The 22,268-nt window shown below is 32.5% G+C and carries 19 protein-coding genes; 9 read left to right on the forward strand and 10 right to left on the reverse strand.

Annotated features, from left to right (window positions below):
- Window positions 1-83: 83 nt before the first annotated feature.
- From ACQY31_RS06880 to gcvT, 8 genes are all read right to left on the reverse strand, one after another.
- A complete protein-coding gene (locus ACQY31_RS06880; protein WP_075506197.1) occupies window positions 84-497 on the reverse strand; it encodes a hypothetical protein in 414 nt (137 codons plus the stop codon).
- Window positions 498-506: 9 nt separating this feature from the next.
- Window positions 507-1,910, reverse strand: coding sequence for an FMN-binding glutamate synthase family protein (locus tag ACQY31_RS06885; RefSeq protein ID WP_428079747.1), 1,404 nt, complete (start codon window positions 1,908-1,910; stop codon window positions 507-509).
- Window positions 1,910-2,764, reverse strand: coding sequence for a GXGXG motif-containing protein (locus ACQY31_RS06890; protein ID WP_428079748.1), 855 nt, complete (start codon window positions 2,762-2,764; stop codon window positions 1,910-1,912). Before ACQY31_RS06890 ends, ACQY31_RS06885 begins: the two co-directional genes overlap by 1 nt.
- On the reverse strand, window positions 2,752-3,696 hold the full coding sequence (locus tag ACQY31_RS06895; protein ID WP_428079749.1) for a glutamine amidotransferase: 945 nt from the start codon (window positions 3,694-3,696) through the stop codon (window positions 2,752-2,754). The genes ACQY31_RS06890 and ACQY31_RS06895 overlap by 13 nt, the downstream gene beginning before the upstream one ends.
- 37 nt (window positions 3,697-3,733) lie before the next feature.
- The gene (locus ACQY31_RS06900) at window positions 3,734-5,203 is read right to left on the reverse strand and encodes a glutamine synthetase family protein (protein ID WP_428079750.1); all 1,470 of its coding nucleotides are present in this window, start codon (window positions 5,201-5,203) and stop codon (window positions 3,734-3,736) included.
- 70 nt (window positions 5,204-5,273) lie between these two features.
- Window positions 5,274-6,602 carry an NAD(P)/FAD-dependent oxidoreductase gene (locus ACQY31_RS06905; protein ID WP_428079751.1) on the reverse strand — a complete coding sequence of 443 codons (1,329 nt, stop codon included), beginning with the start codon at window positions 6,600-6,602 and terminating at the stop codon, window positions 5,274-5,276.
- 101 nt (window positions 6,603-6,703) lie between these two features.
- Window positions 6,704-7,054, reverse strand: a complete 351-nt coding sequence (locus ACQY31_RS06910) for a hypothetical protein (protein ID WP_428079752.1) — start codon at window positions 7,052-7,054, stop codon at window positions 6,704-6,706.
- Window positions 7,055-7,057: 3 nt separating this feature from the next.
- Window positions 7,058-9,397 (reverse strand): glycine cleavage system aminomethyltransferase GcvT, encoded by a 2,340-nt coding sequence (gcvT, locus tag ACQY31_RS06915; protein ID WP_428079753.1) that lies wholly within the window; start codon window positions 9,395-9,397, stop codon window positions 7,058-7,060.
- Between the two features lie 145 nt (window positions 9,398-9,542).
- Here gcvT and ACQY31_RS06920 point away from each other — a divergent pair, with 145 nt between their 5' ends.
- From ACQY31_RS06920 to ACQY31_RS06950, 7 genes are all read left to right on the forward strand, one after another.
- Window positions 9,543-10,487, forward strand: coding sequence for an ABC transporter substrate-binding protein (locus tag ACQY31_RS06920; RefSeq protein ID WP_428079754.1), 945 nt, complete (start codon window positions 9,543-9,545; stop codon window positions 10,485-10,487).
- Between the two features lie 81 nt (window positions 10,488-10,568).
- Window positions 10,569-10,946, forward strand: a complete 378-nt coding sequence (locus ACQY31_RS06925) for a hypothetical protein (RefSeq protein ID WP_428079755.1) — start codon at window positions 10,569-10,571, stop codon at window positions 10,944-10,946.
- Window positions 10,919-11,494: a hypothetical protein gene (locus ACQY31_RS06930; RefSeq protein ID WP_428079756.1), complete on the forward strand. Its 576-nt coding sequence runs from the start codon at window positions 10,919-10,921 to the stop codon at window positions 11,492-11,494. The genes ACQY31_RS06925 and ACQY31_RS06930 overlap by 28 nt, the downstream gene beginning before the upstream one ends.
- A gap of 65 nt (window positions 11,495-11,559) precedes the next feature.
- Window positions 11,560-12,591, forward strand: a complete 1,032-nt coding sequence (locus ACQY31_RS06935) for a quaternary amine ABC transporter ATP-binding protein (RefSeq protein WP_428079757.1) — start codon at window positions 11,560-11,562, stop codon at window positions 12,589-12,591.
- Window positions 12,592-12,594: 3 nt separating this feature from the next.
- A complete protein-coding gene (locus tag ACQY31_RS06940) occupies window positions 12,595-14,748 on the forward strand; it encodes an ABC transporter permease (RefSeq protein WP_428079758.1) in 2,154 nt (717 codons plus the stop codon).
- A gap of 4 nt (window positions 14,749-14,752) precedes the next feature.
- Window positions 14,753-16,231: a glycerol kinase GlpK gene (gene glpK / locus ACQY31_RS06945; protein ID WP_428079759.1), complete on the forward strand. Its 1,479-nt coding sequence runs from the start codon at window positions 14,753-14,755 to the stop codon at window positions 16,229-16,231.
- A gap of 8 nt (window positions 16,232-16,239) precedes the next feature.
- A complete protein-coding gene (locus tag ACQY31_RS06950; RefSeq protein WP_428079760.1) occupies window positions 16,240-17,205 on the forward strand; it encodes a 2-dehydropantoate 2-reductase N-terminal domain-containing protein in 966 nt (321 codons plus the stop codon).
- Here ACQY31_RS06950 and ACQY31_RS06955 read toward each other — a convergent pair whose 3' ends face one another.
- Complete coding sequence (locus ACQY31_RS06955; RefSeq protein WP_428079761.1) at window positions 17,206-18,537, reverse strand: NAD(P)-binding domain-containing protein; 1,332 nt, start codon at window positions 18,535-18,537, stop codon at window positions 17,206-17,208. It lies immediately after the preceding gene.
- A 90-nt stretch (window positions 18,538-18,627) separates the two neighbouring features.
- Here ACQY31_RS06955 and ACQY31_RS06960 point away from each other — a divergent pair, with 90 nt between their 5' ends.
- Window positions 18,628-19,779, forward strand: coding sequence for an iron-containing alcohol dehydrogenase (locus tag ACQY31_RS06960; RefSeq protein ID WP_428079762.1), 1,152 nt, complete (start codon window positions 18,628-18,630; stop codon window positions 19,777-19,779).
- Window positions 19,779-20,567, forward strand: coding sequence for a type 1 glutamine amidotransferase (locus ACQY31_RS06965; RefSeq protein WP_428079763.1), 789 nt, complete (start codon window positions 19,779-19,781; stop codon window positions 20,565-20,567). Before ACQY31_RS06960 ends, ACQY31_RS06965 begins: the two co-directional genes overlap by 1 nt.
- Here the strand turns inward: ACQY31_RS06965 and ACQY31_RS06970 are convergent.
- Window positions 20,559-22,244, reverse strand: a complete 1,686-nt coding sequence (locus tag ACQY31_RS06970) for a formate--tetrahydrofolate ligase (protein ID WP_428079764.1) — start codon at window positions 22,242-22,244, stop codon at window positions 20,559-20,561. The genes ACQY31_RS06965 and ACQY31_RS06970 overlap by 9 nt on opposite strands.
- Between the last annotated feature and the right edge of the window lie 24 nt (window positions 22,245-22,268).

Consider the following 22,268-nt stretch of genomic DNA (forward strand, 5'->3'; position numbering starts at 1 on the left):
GAGTTTGTTACAAATATAAAGAGATCTAAAAACCCAGTGAGATTACTAGGTTTTTAGATTTAAAATCAACTATTGATTGTTATTTAAAATTTTAGGTATGCTTTTTTCAAATCAACAAGAGGATGTTTTGGAGACATTTGAAACTTAACTAAAAGTTCTCTTGCAATCATGTCTCTGTCTTGTTGATTGTTAGGAAGTTTTATTGATTTTGGAATTGTTACCCATCCATTTGCATTTCTGCAAAACACAGCAGGTCTTCCTTCTTCATAACCCATGTGCACATCTTCTAACCAATTTAAATCATCCCATCCCATTGCCTCAATATATTTTTTTAAGAATGGAGTTATTTTCTTATAATCAGGCAACAGGTTAACGTCATATCTATAACCAATCGACTGGCCTATCATTTTTTCTCTAGCAGTTTGTTTTTTTACTCCAAACTTGACTTTTGAAACCTTAGCTTTTGATTTAGTTTTTTTAGTTTTCTTTTTAGCCATCGTTACCTCTTATATTTTATGATAGTTATCAACACCGACAGTGTAGTTTGTACCTGCAAGTGGAACTTTTGCTAATGCAGAAGCTTCTGTTGTTAATGCAGCTAAATCTTCAGGCTCTAAAGAGTGTATGTTTGTTTTACCACATGCTCTTGCTAACAATTGAGCTTCTAAAGTCATTGAGTGTAAATAATTGTAAACTCTCAAGGCAGCATCATCAGGATTTAATCTTGCTCTTAATTTAGGGTCTTGTGTAGCAACACCAACTGGACATCTTCCAGTATGGCAGTGATAACACTCTCCAGCTTTTACACCCATTTCTTTTTCGAAATCAGCTTCTGGAATATCTTTATTACAATTAAGTGCAATCATTGAACCAGTACCAATTGCAATTGCATCAGCACCAAGTGCTAAAGCTTTAGCCATATCAGCACCATCTCTTATTCCACCTGCATAAATTAATGTTACTTTTCCAGTTTTACCTACATCATCAATTGCTCTTCTTGCCTCTCTAATAGCAGCAATTCCTGGAATTCCAGTGTTTGCAGCAGCAATGTGAGGTCCTGCTCCAGTAGATCCCTCCATACCATCTAAATAAATAGAGTCTGGATCACATTTTGCAGCCATACGCACATCATCATAAACTTTAGATGCGCCAAGTTTTAACTGAATTGGAACTTTATTTTTCGTTAATTGTCTTAACTCCTCAACTTTTAGAGCTAAATCATCTGGACCTAACCAGTCAGGGTGTCTTGCAGGTGATCTTTGGTCAATACCTGATGGTAGTGATCTCATTTCTGCAACTTGGTCGGTTACTTTTTGACCCATTAAGTGTCCACCCATACCAACTTTTTGCCCTTGTCCAATAAATACTTCAATTCCATCAGCTAATTGAGCGTGATGAGGATTAAAACCGTATCTTGATTGAATACATTGGTAATACCATTTCTCTGAATATCTTCTTTCATCTGGTATCATTCCTCCTTCACCTGAACAAGTAGCGCTTCCCGCCATAGTAGCTCCTCTTGCTAAAGCAGTTTTTGCCTCATATGAAAGTGCACCAAAACTCATTCCTGTAATGTAAACAGGTATGTCTAATTCAATTGGGTTTTCACATCTTGGACCAATGACAGTTTTAGTTTCACATTTTTCTCTGTAACCTTCGATTACAAATCTTGTAAGTGTTCCAGGTAAAAATACCAAATCATCAAATGTCGGAATTTTTTTCATTAATGCCATTCCACGCATTCTGTATCTTCCTAATTGAGATTTAATGTGAATGTCGTCAATAACTTCAGGAGTAAAAATAGCATTATGTCCTAGTAGACTTTTATTTCTTTTTCCTTCTTCATGTACATGGACATCAGCTTTTCCACCAACGCCTTTACCATTCTTTTTACTTTTTTTCTTAGGCATTAAATTGCTCCCTTCTTCTCTGTAGGTTCTAAATTATCGTAATTCCAAAGTTTTTTACCAGCTACAATTTTTTTCATTTTACTTACGTCAAAATTTTCACCAATTTCTGCAACTTTTAATTTTCTTTTTAACCAATCTTGGTCACTATCTGTTAGCTCAGCGTCTACGGCATCACTTCCGTAAGATCCAATTTCACCGCCAACAAAAATAGTTCCATCGTACATAGAGTCTCCTAAATTAATTCCAACATTACCAAGAATTATTATTCTTCCCCTCTGCATCATGAAACCAGTAAATGCACCGGCATCCCCACCAATAATGATAGTTCCACCTTTCATATCTATACCAGTTCTAGCACCAACACTACCTTTGCAGATTAAATCTCCACCTCTGATAGCTGCACCAAAACAAGATCCAGCGTTTTTCTCAATTACAACTTTACCAGCCATCAAGTTTTCTGCACAAGACCAACCAACTCTTCCGTTAATTCTTACTATTGGACCATCGCAAGAACCCATTCCAAAGTATCCTAAACTTCCTTCAAAAATTAAATTAAGTTTATTTAAAATACCAACACCTAAGCTATGTTTTCCTTGGGGGTTTTTGATTACAATTGTTCCGTAACCTTGGCTCATTAAATTATCAATTTCCTTGTTAGCTTCTGGAGCTGTCATGTCTTTTACATCAAGCTCTGTTCTTTTATTAAAATCTACATCGTATGTTCCAAAATAATAAAAGTTTTCAGCTTCATCAGGATTAAAAAATTTTTGTTGAGTTCTTCCTGTTAAAACCTCAGTATGCATACCCATGGATTGGGCTTTAGATTTTTTAGATACAGTTTTTAGATTTGCCATACTTTTACCTCCCCATCAAATGGATCATATGTGTCTATTTCTTGTGGTAACACAGATCTAATAGCTATTTCTTCTGATCCCATTGCAACTAAATCATCTGACTCATATAAAACCAAAGGTTTTGCAGCCATAGTATCTTTAGCCATTCCTAGAGAATCTTTTGTAGCTACAAAATAAGTAAATACGCCGTCTAAACCAGTTAAACTCTCTTTCATACCTTCTTCTAAAGATGCACCATCTCTCATTTTTTCTGCAAGATAAACTGCGATTAATTCTGAGTCACACTCAGACATAAATCTCATTCCTTTGTTTTCCAAAACTCTTCTATTATTCCAATAGTTAGTTAACTGACCATTGTGAACTACAGAAACGTCACTGAAAGGATAGCCCCAGAAAGGGTGGGCAGATTTGATATCAACACCAGACTCAGTTGCCATTCTAGCATGACCTATCGCATGAGTTCCAACAACTTTATCTAGACTATATCTATCACAAACCATTTTTGCGTTACCCAAATCTTTAATAACTTCTAATGATTTACCCATAGATAAAATCTCTACACCTGGAATACTTTCTATTCTTTGAGAAAAATCTAACAAATCTTTTGCGTTGTAATCAATTTCATATCTTAAAGAGTAGGGAAGTGTTCTTTCTTCCTTAACAACTTTAGCTCCCATTTCAGCTAAAGTTTGATCTACAACTTTTTTTCTTTCATCATATACAGAAACATCTTCCATAACTGATGAACTTCCTTCACCAACGTTTTCACCAACCTTAAAACGCATGATGAAATTTTTGCCATCTGTATCTCCATATAAAGCATATCCAGTAGAGTCTTCTCCTCTATGTTTTAAAGCTTGAAGCATTCCTTGTAATTCGCTTCCAACATTTGAGGATTTTCCTCTATGAATTAATCCTGCTATCCCACACATATTCTTTATACCCTTTCTATATATATTAATTAACGACCTACGGTAAGCAATCAAGATAAGTATCCAGATCCCATTGAGTAGTAGCACCCAAGAATCTTTCCCACTCATCATTTTTGTACCAGTGGAAAACTTTATACATTTCATCCGGCATTGCAGATTTGATAACTTCATCCTCTGCAAGTCTAGCCAAAGCTTCACCAAGACTTAATGGAAGTTTTTTAACATCTTTACCAGCTTTTTGGGCTTCGTAAATATTTCTAGACTCAGGGGCAGCTGGTTTTAATTTTTTACTAATTCCATGATCGCATGCTTTTAGTAACGCTGCACCTAATAAGTATGGATTATGCATAGAGTCTACTGATCGGTATTCAAATCTACCTGGTGCAGAAACTCTTAATCCACATGTTCTATTTTGGTATCCCCAGTCAGCATACACTGGTGCCCAAAAACCTTGATCCCATAATCTTCTATAAGAGTTAACTGTAGAAGATCCTAATGCTGTTAGTGCTGGCAAGTGTTCCATGATACCTGCAATTGATTGTAAACCAATTTTACCTGGTAACTGCATATCTTTAGTGTCAGGCATAAAAGTATTTGTTCCACCTTCAACGTAACTAAATACTTCTTCAACACCTGGAAGTTTTTTGTTTCCAAGTTTGTTTACTTTAACCTTTCCACCTTTCCATAAAGACATATTTGTATGACATCCACTTGCAGAAACTCCCATGAAAGGTTTAGTCATAAAGCAAGCTATCAAATTATGTTCTCTTGCAACTTGAGCACAAATTTGCCTATATGTTGATAATCTATCTGCGTTTCTTAAGACGTTATCATAAGTCCAGTTTAATTCTAATTGACCTGGTGCATCTTCGTGGTCCCCTTGAATCATATCAAGTCCCATTGCTTTTGCGTATTCAATTACCTTCATAAACACAGGTCTTAAAGACTCAAATTGATCAATGTGATAACAGAATGGTTTTGAAAAACCTTTACCAGTTGGGGTTCCATCCTCATTTTTTGTTAACCACATCATTTCAGGCTCAGTACCAACTCTTAATTCTAGACCATGTTTTTTCTTAAATTCATTCATAAAAATTCTTAGATTTCCTCTACAGTCTGAAGTTAAGTGGCCACCTGGATTTTTTCTTTCTTCTCTATTTCTAAAACATGTTACAAAAACTCTTCCAACTCTTTTGTCCCAAGGTAATTGAACAAAAGTATCTGGGTCAGGTATTCCAACAAGCTCCATAGCTTCTGGACCATAACCAATGTAGTTATTGTGACGATCTAAAAATAAGTTTGCTGTTGCTCCATAAACTAATTGAAATCCTTTTTCTGCTGTTCTTTCCCAGTGATCTGCAGGTATACCTTTACCTACAACTCTACCTGTTACAGAAATAAATTGATAATAAATATAAGTTATTCCAAGTTCGTTAATTTTTTCTCGAACTTTTTTTACTAGTTTAGCTCTACCTGGCTGGTTAACATGTTTTTCTAGATCCGTCATTTTCACCCCTCAATGAATTATTAAATATTCAAGCGTAGCTGAAAATTTTATTTGTGTCTAGGCTTAGAGATTAACTCCAAGGGAACGGACTGTTAGAAGTAGGATGAAGTTCACCCTTCTCGTAACGGTTGAATCTAAACGGCTTCAATAAATCACTTTCAGTACCAAGAATTTCTTTTGCAACAAGTTCACCAACACCAATCATTTTATATCCATGATTAGCATCAGCAATCATATAAACGTTTTCAAAAAATCTATCGAAGATAGGAAAAGAGTCTGGTGTCATGCATCCTAAACCACCTGATGGTCCTTTTCTGTATAAATCTGATTTTCCTTCAAATCTTTTTTGGCAATGTGCAAGTGCTGAACACCACATTTCACTAAATGCATCCGTTGTTTGATACTCTGGAGATTCAATTCCATAAGGATCAACGTTTACTTCATCAAAATGTTTTTTCACAATGTAAGGAGAGGTTCCACCTTGTACACCCAAACCTTCAATATCAGGTTTATAATAAATTCCCCAAATTTTATCTGTTAATAATTTTTTTGTTTTGTCAGAGTATAAAGGTGCTGTTGAGTCAACGTGAACTACAGGCGGTTGTTTGCCATCATTTGTTTTTAAGAAATCTGGTTCAACACCGATAACTCCTTCTTGAAGCATCCAGTAAGTCCACATATCAGTTTCATGCATCTTACCATCTTTACCTTTTATGTGAGCTGTCTTTGGTAACTCTAACATATTCCAAAAATCTCTTGCCCATGGTCCTGCACCAACTACAACTTGTTCGCACTCAATAGTTCCTTGGTTGGTTTCAACACCAGTTACTGCTTGACTGTTACTTCCTTTTTTAAAACCAGTTACTCTTACACCTTTCATAACTTGAACACCATTAGATGTAGATTTGCTTTCTAAGGCTTTAATTGAATCTTTATTAAATGCGTATCCACCTTTTTTTTCATGAAGTACAGAAGTGATACCTTGAGCTTGCCAATCATCAAAAATTCCCTTCATGTAACTTGTGCAATCTTTTTCACCTTCAATAAAAACTGACTCGTATCCAATTGCTTTTTGTTGTTCATAAATACTTGCAACATCTTTATGCATTACTTCTGGAGATATTTGCAAATATCCAACTGGATTATATTTAAATGCTTTAGGATCACTTTCCCAAACTGATACTGAATGAGCCATCAATTCTCTCATTGCTGGCTGAAAATAATTATTTCTTACAACTCCACATGCAATTCCACTTGCACCAGCAGCCGTATCTTTTTTTTCTAATACAACTATGTCGCCAGGGTTTTTGTAAGTTTCTGAAAGTTTCCATGCAGTACTTAAGCCGTGTATACCACCACCGATTATTACTACTTTTGCTTTTGAAGGTAATGTCGTCATTTCAAAACATTATTTTTAGACGTGAGCAATTAATATAATTATTTATAGAAGTAAATTTTATATATAAAAATTAGATATTATTTGCAGTTATCAAAATTTATTTAATAACTGATGTTTTTGAGCGTATCTAAATAGTCATTAAACTCTTCAATAAACGACTCGCTCGGTACTATATTTTTAATTCGCTGGTCAGTTGAAGTTTTCTCTAGTTTAAAGAATCCTTTTTCGACAGCCTCTGTAATTATTAATGCTGATTTTGGCCTAGATGTTTTAAATAATTTTGTTTTTAATTCCTCAACAGATAATTTTGTACCTTCTTTAAAAGCTGACATAACTAATAACATCATGTGATAATGAGAAGGTGACTTTCTGAAAAAATAATTACTAGAGGTATGGGATTGTTTCATTTGTTCTTCCCAGAAATCTAAAAGGGTCTTTTTTTCCTTTGGCATTTTTTAAGATCTTACTCTTGATTTAGTTGGATCATAGAATGGAAAGCCAACGACTTTAGCACTAATTCTTTTTTGGTGACCATCTATTTTTCCAACTTCAACTTCTGTTCCAATTTCTGAGTATTGAGCATCAATTCTACAAAGAGCTACATTTTTATTTAGAGTTGATGACAGACATCCACTTGTAACAACACCTATCTGAGCTCTTCCAACATGAACACAATCTCCATGACCTGCAATTTCTTTTCCAATTAATTCTAAGCCAACTAATTTTTTTTGTGGATTGTTTTTTCTTTTAATTAATTCTTCCTTACCAATGAAGTCCTCCTCTTTTGTTTTTAAAGGAACTGCAAATCCAATTCCTGCTTCAAAGGGATCTTGTTGTCCATCAAACTCATTTCCAAATAAAATTAATCCAGCTTCAATTCTAAGTTTATCTAAAGCTGCAAAACCTGCAGGAATTAATCCATGATCTTTTCCCGCTTCCATTAACTTATCCCAAACCTCAGGAGCATGATTTGGATGACACCATACTTCATAACCAAGCTCACCTGTATAACCTGTTCTAGAAACGATTAGAGGAATACCTTGTAATTCCTCAATTCTACAAATTGTAAATCTAAACCAACCAAGCTCATCAATAGATGGTTGAGTAGGTGGTGTAAAAATAATTTTTTTTAAAATTTCTCTACTTTTTGGACCTTGTATAGAAACATTACTAATTTGGTCAGTTGAATTTTTTACATTTGCATTAAAATTTTTTTTCTTTACTATTTCTTTTAACCATTCGCCAGCATACTCATCACCACATATCCATCTAAATCCTGTTTCACTTAATCTTAATAATGTTCCATCATCAAACATCATTCCATTTTCATAACACATTGCAGAATAGACAACTTGACCAACTGATAATTTCTTAATATTTCTAGTAAGTGTGTAGTTTAATAATTCCTCAGCGTCTGGACCTATTATTTCAAATTTTCTAAGAGAAGATAAGTCAATTAAAACAGCATCATTTCTGCAGGCATTGTATTCATTTACTATTCCGTGTTTTGTATAATCATTTGGAAGCCAAAAACCTCTTGCATCAACAAAATTTCTTGTGAGTTGAGATGTACGTTTGTGGAAACCTGAATTTCTAGTGAGTTTTTTTTCTGAATCTGTTTTCATCCGAAAAGCAAATGACTTTCTAAATTCTTTATTTTTGTCGTAAGTTCTAACAAAAATTTCAGTAGGATTCCATGAATTACAAGCATCAATATCGCTAGGACAAGCTGTAGTACCAATTGTTAAATCTTTTAATGCTCTAAACATTACATAGTCACCAGGTCTAGAATAAGATTCATCAGATATTACTGAATTCAAACCAGCTGCCGATGTATTAAAAAATAAATTAATTGCATGCCATCCCTTCTGTTTTTGAACTCCATATTTAGACATACTCTCAGTTAAATTATCTGAGCAATTAGGATGACCAAAGTAACCTGCATCTTCATAATATTTTGAAGTACATGCAAGATTAAAAGTGTCATGCTTACCAACTGTATCTCTTATTACTTCTACCAAAGGCTCATGATCGGTATCGTAAAATTTCGAAAACAAACCAGGTCCTGGAAAAGTATTTCCCATAAAAGTTCTGGTTGTTTGCCAATCTAATCCTTTTTCAATTCCTTTTTCCAATTTTTTTGTATCAAAGGCTACAAAATCAGAACATTGCCTTCCAGTTGGACTTATAACTTGAATGTAATCTCCTTCTTTAACTTGGTAAGATGTTGAAGTTTCTTTATCTATGTTTTCTTCATAAAGTGGTTCAAAAACTGGATCGGGTATAACACTTAACTCTTTATCATTTATAACCTTTGCTCTTTTAATAAATATAGTTAGATCAGTTGGTGGATTTTGTTTTGTAACATCCATATCTTCACCAGGTGCAGCAAAAATTGCATAACATTTATCTTTTGATTTAAGTTTAATCTTTTCTTCAGCTTTTGTATCAAGATCAAAAATTATGGATGATTTTGATTCTTTAATATTTAAGTTTCTTTTTTTTAATTGATAATTTGTTGCTAAGATTGTTTCATCTTTTCCATTTAAAATATTTCTTATGAAATTTTTTTGACTATTTTCTTTTAAATTTAAAATTCCTAATTCTGACTTTCCATCTTTATTAAAACAAATTATTTCACAAATTTGATTTCCTTCATCGTTAATAATTTCTATCTCGTCATCTGGAAAAATTTGGAAGGCAGTAAGGGCACCACCATTTACAATATGTCGTTCAACTCCAGGTGGTAAAATATTTAGTCCAGGGTTTTTAATGTCTTTACTTGTGCCCAACATTTTTAAAAATTTTTTAATATTGATATATTTTTTATCACCATTTTTATTGATTAAATATATATATATTTTTTAGAACTAAAAATTCTTTACCTAGCTATTCGTTTTATCATAGAGTGTTAATATTAATATTAATATAGGGGAAAAAATGAAAAAAATAATGTCATTATTATCTGCTCTAGTTATTTCTGTAGTAAGTTTCTCAGGAATTTCTAACGCTGATAGCAAAAAGCCCATCGTAATCCCAACTCATAACTGGTCATCTCAAATTGTAATGGCTTACGTTATTGGTGGAATTTTTGAAAGCATGGGTAACAATGTAAAATATGTTAACGCTGACTCACAAGCAGTTTATGAGTCAATCAGAATTGGGGACGTAACTATTTCTCACGAAGTATGGGAGTCTGCATTTGGTAAGTCATTTACTACTGCTTTAGATAAAGGTGGTTTGCTTGACTGGGGTGATCATGAGGCAAGAACTCTTGAAGATATGGGTTACCCAAATTGGGTTGTTGATAAAGGTTTATGCCCAGGTCTACCAGATTGGACAGCTCTAAAAAATCCAGACTGTGCTAAAAACTTTACAACACCTGACTCTCCAGATGGAAAAGGAAGAATGTTGGAAGGACCTCAAAGTTGGCATGGTGATTTAATTCCGCAAAGAATTGATGCATTAGGTTTAGGTGATCTTTGGTGGGTTAAATTTGCTGGAAGTGCAGATGCACTTTGGGCAGAATTGGCAGCGGCTGAAAAAGAAGGAAGAGGAACTATAATCTTTAACTGGACACCAAACTTCACAGATGGTGCTGGTTTTACATTTATTGACTTCCCTCCATACACAGCAGGTTGCAGACCAGAAGACGGTGGTGATGGTAAATGCGGTTCTCCTGATGGATACTTGAAAAAAGCAGTTCATGAGGATTTTCCAAAAACTCACCCAGATGCAGCAGCAGCATTTAAAAAGATGTCATTCTCTACAAGTCAAATTGGTGCAATGGCAGCTTTAGTCGATGTTGATAAAATGACTCACGAAGATGCAGCTAAAAAATGGTTAGCTGACAACGAGTCAGTTTGGAAACCTTTTACTAAATAAGGATAGAGGTTAAAAAATTAAAATCTCCCCCAACTTGTTGGGGGGGATTTTTTTTTATGTGAATTTGTGTAAAATGATAAAATGAAAAATTTTCTGCTTTTTATATTTTTAAGTTTTTTAATCAGCTCTTCTGCATTTGCTCGAAGCACTGGATGTAAAGAAGGAAATTGTGAAAATGGATATGGTAAATGGGTTTACACTGATAAGACGACTTATGAAGGTGAATGGGTTTCAACTAAAAAACAAGGTCAAGGTGTTGAGACATGGCCTAACGGATATATTTATAAAGGTGAATTTAAAAATAGTGAATGGAGTGGAAAAGGAATTTTAATATTTCCAGATGGATCTACTTACGATGGTGAATGGTCCAAAGGTTTTATGAATGGACAAGGAACATTTACTTGGGCAGACGGTAAACAAAAATCAGGCACTTGGATAAATGGAAAGTTGCAAGAGTAATGTCAGAGAATAGTTTAAATAAAACTGGAGACAATTCAAATCCTACAAAACAATTCGTTGGTTTAATAGTAGTTACAGCAATTGTGATAGCTTTTTTTGCCATTTTAAATGGAATATTTGGACAAGGAGATGAACTTGTCAAAAAAATGAAATTGGAAGAACAAAGAATTGCTGAAGAGAAAAAACTTAGTGAATTAATATCTAAATTACCTTCAGGAATACTTGTATTTTTTGATGGAACTGACCATTATAGATTAACTGATGAGGTCTATGAACAAGTATGCAAAGCTACAAAATTAATTCCACAAAGAGCAATTATGGGTGCAAATTTTTTAAATCATAGAGCACATGAGCTTTATACGATTAACGGAAATAAAATTGATGAAACTTTTGTTAAATGGGACCAAGAAAAAGGTAAATGTTATGCAGGTTTTACAGTAAGTGGAAATAATATTGGCGTAGATGAAAGTATAACAGTTAGTGGTGAAGCTTTGAGTTTTTTAAGCACAGGTATAGATACAAGAGTTTACTATATTAAGAATTTTTAATGATGAAAGGTTAAAATAATTAACATTTAAATTTTATTGGATATCATATAACTTTGTAAAGATTTATGTCTGAGACCGTTATTAAGTGTGAGTCAGTTTATAAAATTTTTGGCGAGAATGCCAAAAAAATGCTTGAAGAGTCTAACGGTAATGTTGATGCAAAAACATTTCAAGAAAAGGGCTGTATAGTTGGAGTGAACAACGCTTCGTTTGAAGTTGCAAAAGGAGAAATGCTGGTGGTGATGGGTTTATCTGGTTCAGGTAAATCAACATTGCTAAGATGCATTTCAAGATTAACAGATGCAACTGGAGGAAAAATTTTTGTAGAAGGCCAAGACCTTCTACAATTAAACAATAAAGAATTAATTGAGCTTAGAAGAAATAAAATGGGAATGGTTTTTCAAAGCTTTGCCTTATTGCCCCATAAAACAGTTGTAGAAAATATTGCTTTCCCGCTTCAGATAAAAGGTATCAAGACCGAAGATAGTATTAGTAGAGCAATGGAAATGGTTAAACTAGTCGGACTAGATGGAAGAGAAAATTATTTTCCAAGAGAACTTTCAGGAGGTCAACAACAAAGAGTTGGAATTGCTCGATCTTTAGCAGTTGAACCTGATATTTGGTTCTTAGATGAACCATTTTCAGCATTAGACCCATTAATAAGAAAAGAAATGCAAGATGAGTTTTTAAGGCTTCAAGAAAAATTAAAAAAAACAATTATGTTTATTACTCACGATTTTGATGAGGCTTTAAAATTAGCAGACCGAATTGCTATTATGAAAGATGGTATTATAGAGCAATTAGATACACCCGCTAACATTGTTTTAAATCCAGCTACTGAATATGTAAGAAAATTTACTGAAGAGGTTCCAAGAGAAAAAGTTTTAGTCATCGAAGATATAATGGATAATTCAAATAAAGATAATTTAGGAGATATAAAAGTTTCAAAAGATGACATTATAGAAAATGTTGCAGAAAAAATTCTTACCCAAGAAAAAATTGTAGGAGTAGTAGATTCTAATAATAATATTATTGGTTCAATAAAACCTTCAACAATTATTGATACAGTTTTCGGAGGAAGAAAAAATAGTAGTTAAACCATGCAATATTTAAAAAAATACCCAAAGTTGTTTCAATGGTTATTTTTGTTAATTGTATTTTTTGCTCTATGTTTTGCAATCGATGTTCCTGAAACTTATAAATTTATAAGGGGCCAGGCAGAATTTGTAAAAGATCCAAATCAAAGTGTTTATTTTTTCCTGGGTAAAGAAGTCCGATATTATGCTTTCGATGTATTTTGGAGACTGCCTCCTTTACTTGGCTGGTTGCCTATCTGGATAAACGATTCATTATTTTTCTTAATGAATGAGTGGATGCCAATGGAGTTTTGGAATGAAGATACTCAAGAGTTTAAAACTAGACCACTGTTATTAGAGATAAGTAGAAATTTAACCTCTTTTATGACGTTTTTGATTGAATTGATTAGAGAAATTTTACTCGGAGGGTTAGAAACTATAGTTGCATTTACTAGTTGGGATTTTATTGATGCCTATCCTTGGTTAGAATTACCTGGCACACCATGGACTATCGTTGCAGCAGGAGCAACAATACTTGCATATAGATTAAGTGGTTTTGGTTTAGCATTATTTGCAGGTTTAACTTTGATCTATATTTCAGTATTTGGTCAATGGAAGCCATCAATGCAAACGCTTTCTTTTATTTTAGTTGCAGCTCCGCTTTCATTTATTTTTGGATTAGGTTTAGGTATTGCAGCTTACAAAAGTAAAAGAGTAGAAAAAGCTTTATATCCAATTCTTTTAGTGATGCAAACGATGCCTCAATATGCAGTATTAGTTCCTGCGCTTGTTTTATTTGGTGTTGGTGATCATGCAGCCGTAATAATTACAATGGTAGTAGCAGTCCCTCCAATGATTTTATTAACTATTCTTGGGCTAAGAGCAGTTCCTCCAGAGGTGATCGAAGCAGGAAGAATGAGCGGATGCACAAACTGGCAGTTAATGTCAAAAGTACTTATTCCAACAGCGAGAAGAGATATTTTAATTGGAGTTAACCAAGTAATTATGGTTTGTTTTTCAATGGCAGTAATCTCTGCTTTTATCGGTGCAAAAGGTCTAGGGTTTAATTTATTGCTTGCTCTAAACCAGCTTAATATTGGGCTAGCTCTTGAAGCAGGTTTATGTATTAGTTTGATTGCAATTCTATTGGATAAGATGTCATTGGCTTGGGCAAACCAACAACAAGATTATTTTGGTAATCTTACTTTTTTCCAAAGAAATAAAAATATTATTTTTTTTGGGGGCTCAATAATTGTTGGAATTATTCTTGCTTATATTGGAACATTCATTTTTAAAGATACATTTAATTATTTATTTGAAGTTCCACACAATAAGGGAATTTCAACAGCTGATTTTTGGAACAAAGGTGTAGATTGGATTTTTGATACTTTCTTTGTTTATATCAAAGCATTCAATACCTGGTTAATTGTAGATGTGCTTCAACCAATGAGAGCTTTATATTTAAGAATGCCAGCAGTTGCTACTTTGGTATTAGCTGTAGGAGCTGGATATTTAATTGGAGGAATTAGATCAGCATTAGTAGTTGCTTCTTTAACTTTATTTATAGCATTAAGCCCATGGTGGGATAGAGCATTGGTTACATTATACATGGCAACTTTTGGTGTTGTTGTTTCTTGTTTAATAGGTTTTACAGTTGGAACTTTATGTTTCCAAAATAAAAAATCAGCTGCCTTTATGTTGGGTGTTTGTGATATTTTTCAAACGTTTCCATCTTTCGTATACTTAATTCCAGTAATGATGTTATTTGGAATTACAGATACATCAGTATTAATCGCAGTAATTGTTTACGCAACAATTCCAGCAACTAGATATACCATTGAGGGGTTAAGAAGTGTGCCTGCTGGTTTACATGAAGCTGCAACAATGTCTGGTGTAAATAAATTTCAAAGATTAACTAAGATTGAATTTCCTTTGGCTTTCCCACATATGATGCTTGGGATAAATCAAACAATCGTATTTGCCTTATTTATGGTGATTATAGGAGCTTTTATTGGAACAGAAGATCTTGGACAATATATTTTAAAAGCTTTATCAGATAAAAATGGAGCTGGAATAGGTTTAACTCTAGGTATCTGTGTTGCTTTCATAGGATTGATTTTTGATAATTTAATCAGAACTTGGGTTGAGAAAAGAAAAAAATATTTAGGTATAGCTTAGTCTATTGAAAAAATTTATTATTTCTATCGATCAAGGAACAACATCATCAAGAGTAATTTTGTTTGATACAAAAGGCATTATTGTATTTGTTTCACAATATGAATTTAAACAGTATTTTCCTAAAAATGGTTGGGTTGAACATAATCCAAATGAGATTTGGTCCACAACACTTAAAGCTTTAAAACAAGTAATAAATAAAGCAAGAAAATTAAAAGGTCACATACTTGCAATCGGAATTACAAATCAAAGGGAAACTACAATTTTATGGAATAAAAAAACTGGAAAGCCAATTTATAATGCAATTGTATGGCAAGATAGAAGAACCCAAGACTACTGCAAAGCACTTAAGAAAAAAAATTATGAAAAACTATTTAGAAATAAAACTGGATTATTTATAGATCCATATTTTTCAGCAACTAAAATTAAATGGATTTTAGATAATGTGAAAATTTCAAAAAAATTACTAAGTTCAAATGATTTATTGTTTGGGACTGTAGATACATTTTTAATTTGGAAACTAACAAAAGGTAAGCAGCATTTAACAGAAGCATCCAATGCTAGCAGAACAATGTTGTACAATATCAACAACAATAAATGGGACAAAGAAATTTTGAAAAAATTTAATATTCCACAAAAAATTTTACCAGAAGTTAAGAACTCAGCAGATAATTTTGGAAAAACAGATAAAAAAATCACAGGAGTTGAGTTACCAATTTCTGCAGTTCTAGGTGATCAACAAGCTGCTGCAGTAGGCCAAACTTGTTTTGAAAAAGGATCTATAAAAAGTACATATGGTACTGGAGCATTTGTTATTATGAATACTGGTTCAAAGAAAATTAATTCAAAAAACAAATTGCTGACTACTATTTGTTATCGATTAAATAACAAAAATACTTACGCGTTAGAAGGTTCAATTTTTATAGCAGGAGCAGGAGTACAATGGTTAAGGGATAAAATTAAATTAATAAATAATGCTTACGAAACTGAAAAAATAGCTAAGTCACAAAAAAGCAATAAAGAGGTTTATATTGTTCCAGCTTTTAGTGGAATAGGTGCTCCTTATTGGAGACCTGACGCAAGAGGAATAATTACAGGATTAACAAGAGACAGTGATTGGAAAAGTATTGTTAGAGCTACTGTAGAATCTGTTGCTTATCAAAGTTATGATTTGTTTGATTCAATGTATAAAGATGGTTTGAAACCCAGAATTGTAAAAATAGATGGTGGTATGGTTGCAAATAATTGGTTTAGTCAGTTCTTGTCAGATGTAATAGATTTAAAGGTAATAAGACCAAGAATTTTAGAGACAACTGCATTGGGTGCAGCGCTTTTCGCTGGGTATCAAGTTGGTGAATACAAATCTTTAAATCAAATTAAAAAAATTTGGAAAAAAGATCGCATTTTCTCACCAAATATTAAAAAAACATTAAGAAACAAACTTTTAAAGGGTTGGAAGGTAGCAATTAAAAAAACTTTAGCGTAATTAATCTTATGAAAAAAAAAGTTTTAATAATTGGAGCAGGTGCAATGGGTGCTGCTTTTACCTTTCCCCTTGCTGATAATAATCATAAAGTTACTTTAACCGAGCCTTACAATAAAGATTTATTAAATAAATTAATAACAAAAAAAAAATTTCATCCTACATTAAAACTTAAATTGTCAAAAAAAGTTTCTATCAAAAAATTTTCACCAGAATTACTCAATCAAAAATGGGACTTAGTTGTTGTTGCTGTAAGTTCTATCGGAATTGAAATGGTTAGAAAACATTTAAAAAATATAAATAGAAAAGTTTCTATTCTCGTTTTGACCAAAGGTCTTAAATATGATCGAAATAATAAAAAAATTATTACTATGTCTGAACAACTAAGTAAGGAAAATCAAAATTTAACTATTTCGGTATTAAAAGGACCTTGTTTGGCAAAAGAGTTAGCAAAAAAAATCAAAAGTTACACTGTGATAGCAAATAAGAATATTAATATTGCAAAAAATATAGGAAAAATAATCTCAACTAAATATTACAAAACAGAATATTCGAGTGATGTAAAAGGTATTGAATTTTCATCAGCAATTAAAAATATATATTCAATGATTATTGGATCAGGCGAAGGTGAAAATACTGCTTCAGCTTTATTTAGAAAATCGTTAGATGAAATGGAATATTTAATAAAATATTTTAAAGGCAAAAAAGAAACAGTTCATGGTTTAGCTGGAGTAGGTGACTTATATGTTAGTGCTGTTGGAGGAAGAAACAGTAAAATGGGGGAATACTTAGGAAAAGGCTATACTTTTAAAATTGCAAAAAAAAAATTTATGAAAAATGACACAGTTGAGGGTGCAGACCTAGCTCGAGAGATTGCACCCTATATATTGAAAAAAATTAATAAAAATAGAATACCGCTTATGCATGCACTATTAAGTGCAATCATAAAAAATAAAAAATTAAAAGTTAACTATTAATTATTTATTTAAAAAAGTCTTCATCGAGTCATCCATCGCAGTTTCCCATGGAGTATGGTGTATAGGTGCAACAGAACCTGTAACAGGTGATGAAAACGATTTATTTCTGTAAGTTAAGATATCCTCTACTTTATGATGTTCCCACTCTTTGAAATGTTTTCTGATTAGTTCAAAATCTATTTTTGGATAATCAGACATATCATGAAGTTCTTTTGTGTATTCAGTTTGAAAATCAATCATTTGATCTGGGTTTTCTAATTTTTCCTCCATAGCAACCCATTTATTGATATCTTTATTGATTTCATCAGCACTTGGCATTTTAATTTTTCTCATAATTACATCTCTTGCAAACCAAGCCTGGCAATCAAACATATTAAAAGTATGGAATTGATCTTGCATACCAAGATATAAAAGTTTGTGATTATCTTGCCAAACAACTCCTTTATATAATTTTGGTGGATATAATCTGTTATGTGTTTTTAACTTTATGCTTTCATCTAAAAATGGAAAGTGATGCAAGTATCCTGTACACAAGATTATTGCATCCGCATCTTGTTCAGTGCCATCTTTAAAAATTGCTTTTTTTCCTTCCAATCTATCTAGATAATGAACTTCTTTCATACCTTTAGGCCATTTAAATCCCATAGGTGCATTTCGATATCCAATAGTTACACTTTTAGCCCCGTATTTGTTGCACTGTAGAGCAACATCTTCAGCCGAATAACTACTTCCTAAAACAATCACATCTTTTCCTCTAAATTCTTCTGCATCTCTAAAATCATGTGAGTGCATTATTCTTCCTGGAAAAGAATTCATTCCTTTATATTCAGGAATAAACGGAACAGAGAAATGACCAGTAGAAACAACTAAATAATTAAATGTATCTTGTAAAATTTCATCTTTAACTTTGTCTTGATAGGTTATTTCAAATTTTTCATTGCTGAAAGTTACATTTGTAACTCTTGTGTTTAGTTTTATTTTATTTTTAATTTTGCCTTTGCTCACTCTACCAAGAATATAATCTTGCAAAACTTCTCTAGGCGGAAAAGAAGGAATTGGTTGTCCAAAATGTTCATCAAAAGAATAATCAGCAAACTCTAAACATTCTTTAGGACCATTTGACCATAAATATCTATACATACTATTATGAACTGGGTCTCCATATTGGTCACTACCTGTTCTCCAATTATAGTTCCATAAACCTCCCCAATCTTCTTGTTTTTCAAAACAAACTATTTCGGGAATTTTTTCACCTTTATTTTCTAAGTGTTCAAATGCTCTTAACATTGATAGACCGCAAGGTCCCGCTCCAATAATTGCAATTTTGCTCATTGTGTTTTCTCCAGTTTATAAATATGCTAAATAAATATAATCAAATATTAACTGAAAATACAATTAAATGTATTGTTTTTATATAAAATTATGAATTGGAATTATCCTACCACTATTTGGTTTGGAGCAGGTAAAATAGATGATCTTGCAAACGCTTGTTTGAACTTAAAAATTAAAAGTCCATTTTTTGTAACTGACAAGGATCTTTTAAATCTACCAATGACTTCAAAAGTAATTGAAAAATTAAAAAAAGACTTTGATCATTTACAAGTATTTTCACAATTTTCAGGAAACCCAACTGGAAAAAACGTAATGGATGGGGTCTCTTTATATATAGAAAAAAAATGTGATGGAGTTATTGCCTTTGGTGGAGGTAGTGCATTAGATGTTGGGAAAGGAATAGCTTTTATGTGCGGTCAAAAAAGACCTATATGGGATTTTGAGGATATAGGAGATTATTGGACAAGAGCTGATGGAAATAAAATTTCTCCAATTATAGCGGTTCCAACTACTGCAGGAACAGGCTCAGAGACAGGAAGGGCTTCAGCAATCATAAATGAAGAAACAGGAATAAAAAAAATAATTTTTCATCCAAAAATTTTACCTTCTATAGTAATTTTAGATCCAAATTTAACAAAAGAACTTCCACCAAGAATAACAGCTGCAACAGGAATGGATGCACTTGCTCATAATCTTGAGGCTTTTTGCGCACCAGGGTTTCACCCTATGGCTGATGGTATAGCGCTTGAGGGTATGAGATTGATTAAAAATTCTTTAATAGAGGTTTATAAAAATGGTACTAACATAGAAGCTAGATCTGAAATGTTAGCAGCATCTAGCATGGGCTCTACTGCTTTTCAAAAGGGTCTTGGTGCAATACATTCTCTAAGTCATCCAATAAATGCACAGTTTGATGTACATCATGGTTTAAGTAACGCGATATTTATGCCTTATGTTTTAACTTTCAATAAATCAGTTATTGAAAACAGAATTATATCTATTTGTAATTATCTTAATCTAAATAGTACATTTGAAAGCTTTTTAGAATGGATATTAAATTTACGTAAAGAATTAAACATTCCTCATAAACTTTCAGATGTTATGGATTGTAATGAAATTGATTTAGAAAAACTTTCTTTAATGGCATTTGAAGATCCATCTACAGGAAGCAATCCAAAAAAAATAACACAAGATGATTTAAAAGAGATGTATAAAAAAAGTATTTCAGGAGAATTATTTTAATGAAGAAAATTTTGGTTGTAGAGGGTAATTTAAAAGAGGAAAATCAAAGTTTCTCAGAGGTTGGTATTCAAACTCATACAGAAAGTTTAAAACATAGTCTTTCTCATTTTACTGACCAATTAAAAATAGATGTAGTTAATCCATCCTCAGATGAAAATATAAGTGAGAATATTGATCCACTAGAAAGTTATGATGGTCTCATTTGGGGTGGAAGTAGTTTAAATATTTATAATAAGACGCCTGAAATAATAAGACAAATTGAATTTATGAAAGAATGCCAGAAAAGAATTAAAAAAGTTTTAGCGATATGTTGGGGGATGCAAGTTGCAGTAACTGCTGCTGGAGGTGAGGTTAAAAAAGCTGAGAAGGGGTCACACAGAGGTATCGCAAGAGATATTGAAATTAATGAAAATGGTTTAAATCATCTATTATATAAAAACAAAAATAAAAAGTTTAATACCCCAGCATTTAATTTTGATGAAGTTGTTAGACTACCAGAAAATTCTACACTGCTAGCCTCGAACCCAATTAATAACGTTCAAGGTTTAAATTTTAAAATTGGAAATTGTGATGTGTGGGGTCTTCAGTATCATCCAGAAATTACATATAATAAAATGATTAACTTAATTATTTTTAGAAAAGATAGACTTATAGAACGTGGTGCTTTTAAAGACCAAAATCATATTGATGATCACATTAAAAATATAGAAATAGAAAATAAAAAATTAGATAAAATTTCTAGAATGCGAGAATTGGAGAATTGGTTAGATTATCTTAACTTAGAATAATCCCTCAATCTCGCCTTTTTCATTTAGTTTAATTGAGTCAGCTGCAGGAACCCTTGGTAAACCAGGCATAGTCATGATTGCACCGCAAATAACCACAATAAACTCTGCTCCTGATGATAGCCTTACCTCTCTTACTGGTAAAGCATGACCTGTAGGTGCTCCTTTAAGATTTGGATCTGTTGAAAAACTGTATTGAGTTTTAGCAACACAAATAGGTAAATCACCATATCCAGCTTCTTCAAAGTTTTTAAGCTGATCTCTAATTTTTGTATCAGCAATTACTTCATCTGCTCTATAAATTTCTTTTGCAATAGTCTCTATTTTTTTAAACAATGGTGTTTTGCTTTCATATAAAAATTGAAATTTAGCTTCATCTTTTTCACACAATTCTGAAACATGAGCTGCTAATTCTTTTGTACCTTCACCACCATTTGACCAATGAGTACATAGACTAGCTTTAACACCTAAATTATCACAGAATTCTATAAGTGCTTTTACTTCATTATCAGTATCTTTTATAAAATGATTAACTGCTACAGCCACAGGTAAACTAAACTTTTTAACATTTTGAATATGTCTTTCTAAATTTACCAGCCCTTTTTTTAAAGCTTCAACATTTTCATTTTTTAAATCATCTTTAGCAACACCACCGTGCATTTTTAAAGCTCTTATAGTTGCAACAATTACTACACAGCTTGGTTTTAAATTTGATTTTCTGCATTTAATGTCTAAGAATTTTTCCGCACCAAGGTCAGCACCAAATCCTGCTTCAGTTACAACATAGTCTGCTAATTTTAAACCAGTCTTTGTTGCAATTACTGAGTTACAACCATGAGCAATATTTGCAAATGGACCACCATGAATAATTGCAGGATTGTTTTCTAAAGTTTGTGTAACATTAGGTCTGATAGCTTCTTTTAAAAGAACTGTCATAGGACCTTGAGCATTTAAATCTTTTGCATAAACTGGTTTTTTATCTCTAGTGTACCCAATAGTTATATTTCCAATTCTTTTTTCTAAATCTTCCAAATCATTTGATAAGCAAAAGATTGCCATTATCTCTGATGCAACAGTAATATCAAAGCCATCTTCTCTTGGAAAACCATTAGCTACACCACCTAAATTTATATTTATAGATCTTAATGATCTATCATTCATATCCATAACTCTTTTCCAAACAATTCTTCTAACATCGATATCCAATTTATTTCCCCAATAAATATGATTATCGATTAATGCTGATAATAAATTATGAGCAGATGTAATTGCATGAAAGTCACCTGTGAAATGTAAATTGATCTGTTCCATTGGAACAACTTGAGCATAACCCCCACCAGCTGCTCCACCTTTCATACCAAAAGAAGGACCTAAGCTTGGTTCTCTAAGACAAACGATAGATTTTTTTCCAATTTTATTTAAACCGTCATTTAATCCAACCGAAGTAGTTGTTTTCCCTTCACCTGCTGGAGTAGGAGTAATAGCAGTTACTAAAATTAATTTTCCATCTGGCTTATCTTTTAGTTGCTCCAAATATTCTAAATTTATTTTTGCAATATGTCGGCCCATAGGACTAAACGCAGAGCTTTCATCAGGTACATTTATCTTTGCTAAAATAGCATTTATTGGTTGCATTTTAGCTTCTCTAGCTATTTGAATATCTGATTTAACTTCGCTCATTCGTTATCCTTTATTATAAATTAT

The sequence above is a fragment of the Candidatus Pelagibacter sp. genome, from assembly GCF_965262185.1.
Classification (GTDB): domain Bacteria; phylum Pseudomonadota; class Alphaproteobacteria; order Pelagibacterales; family Pelagibacteraceae; genus Pelagibacter.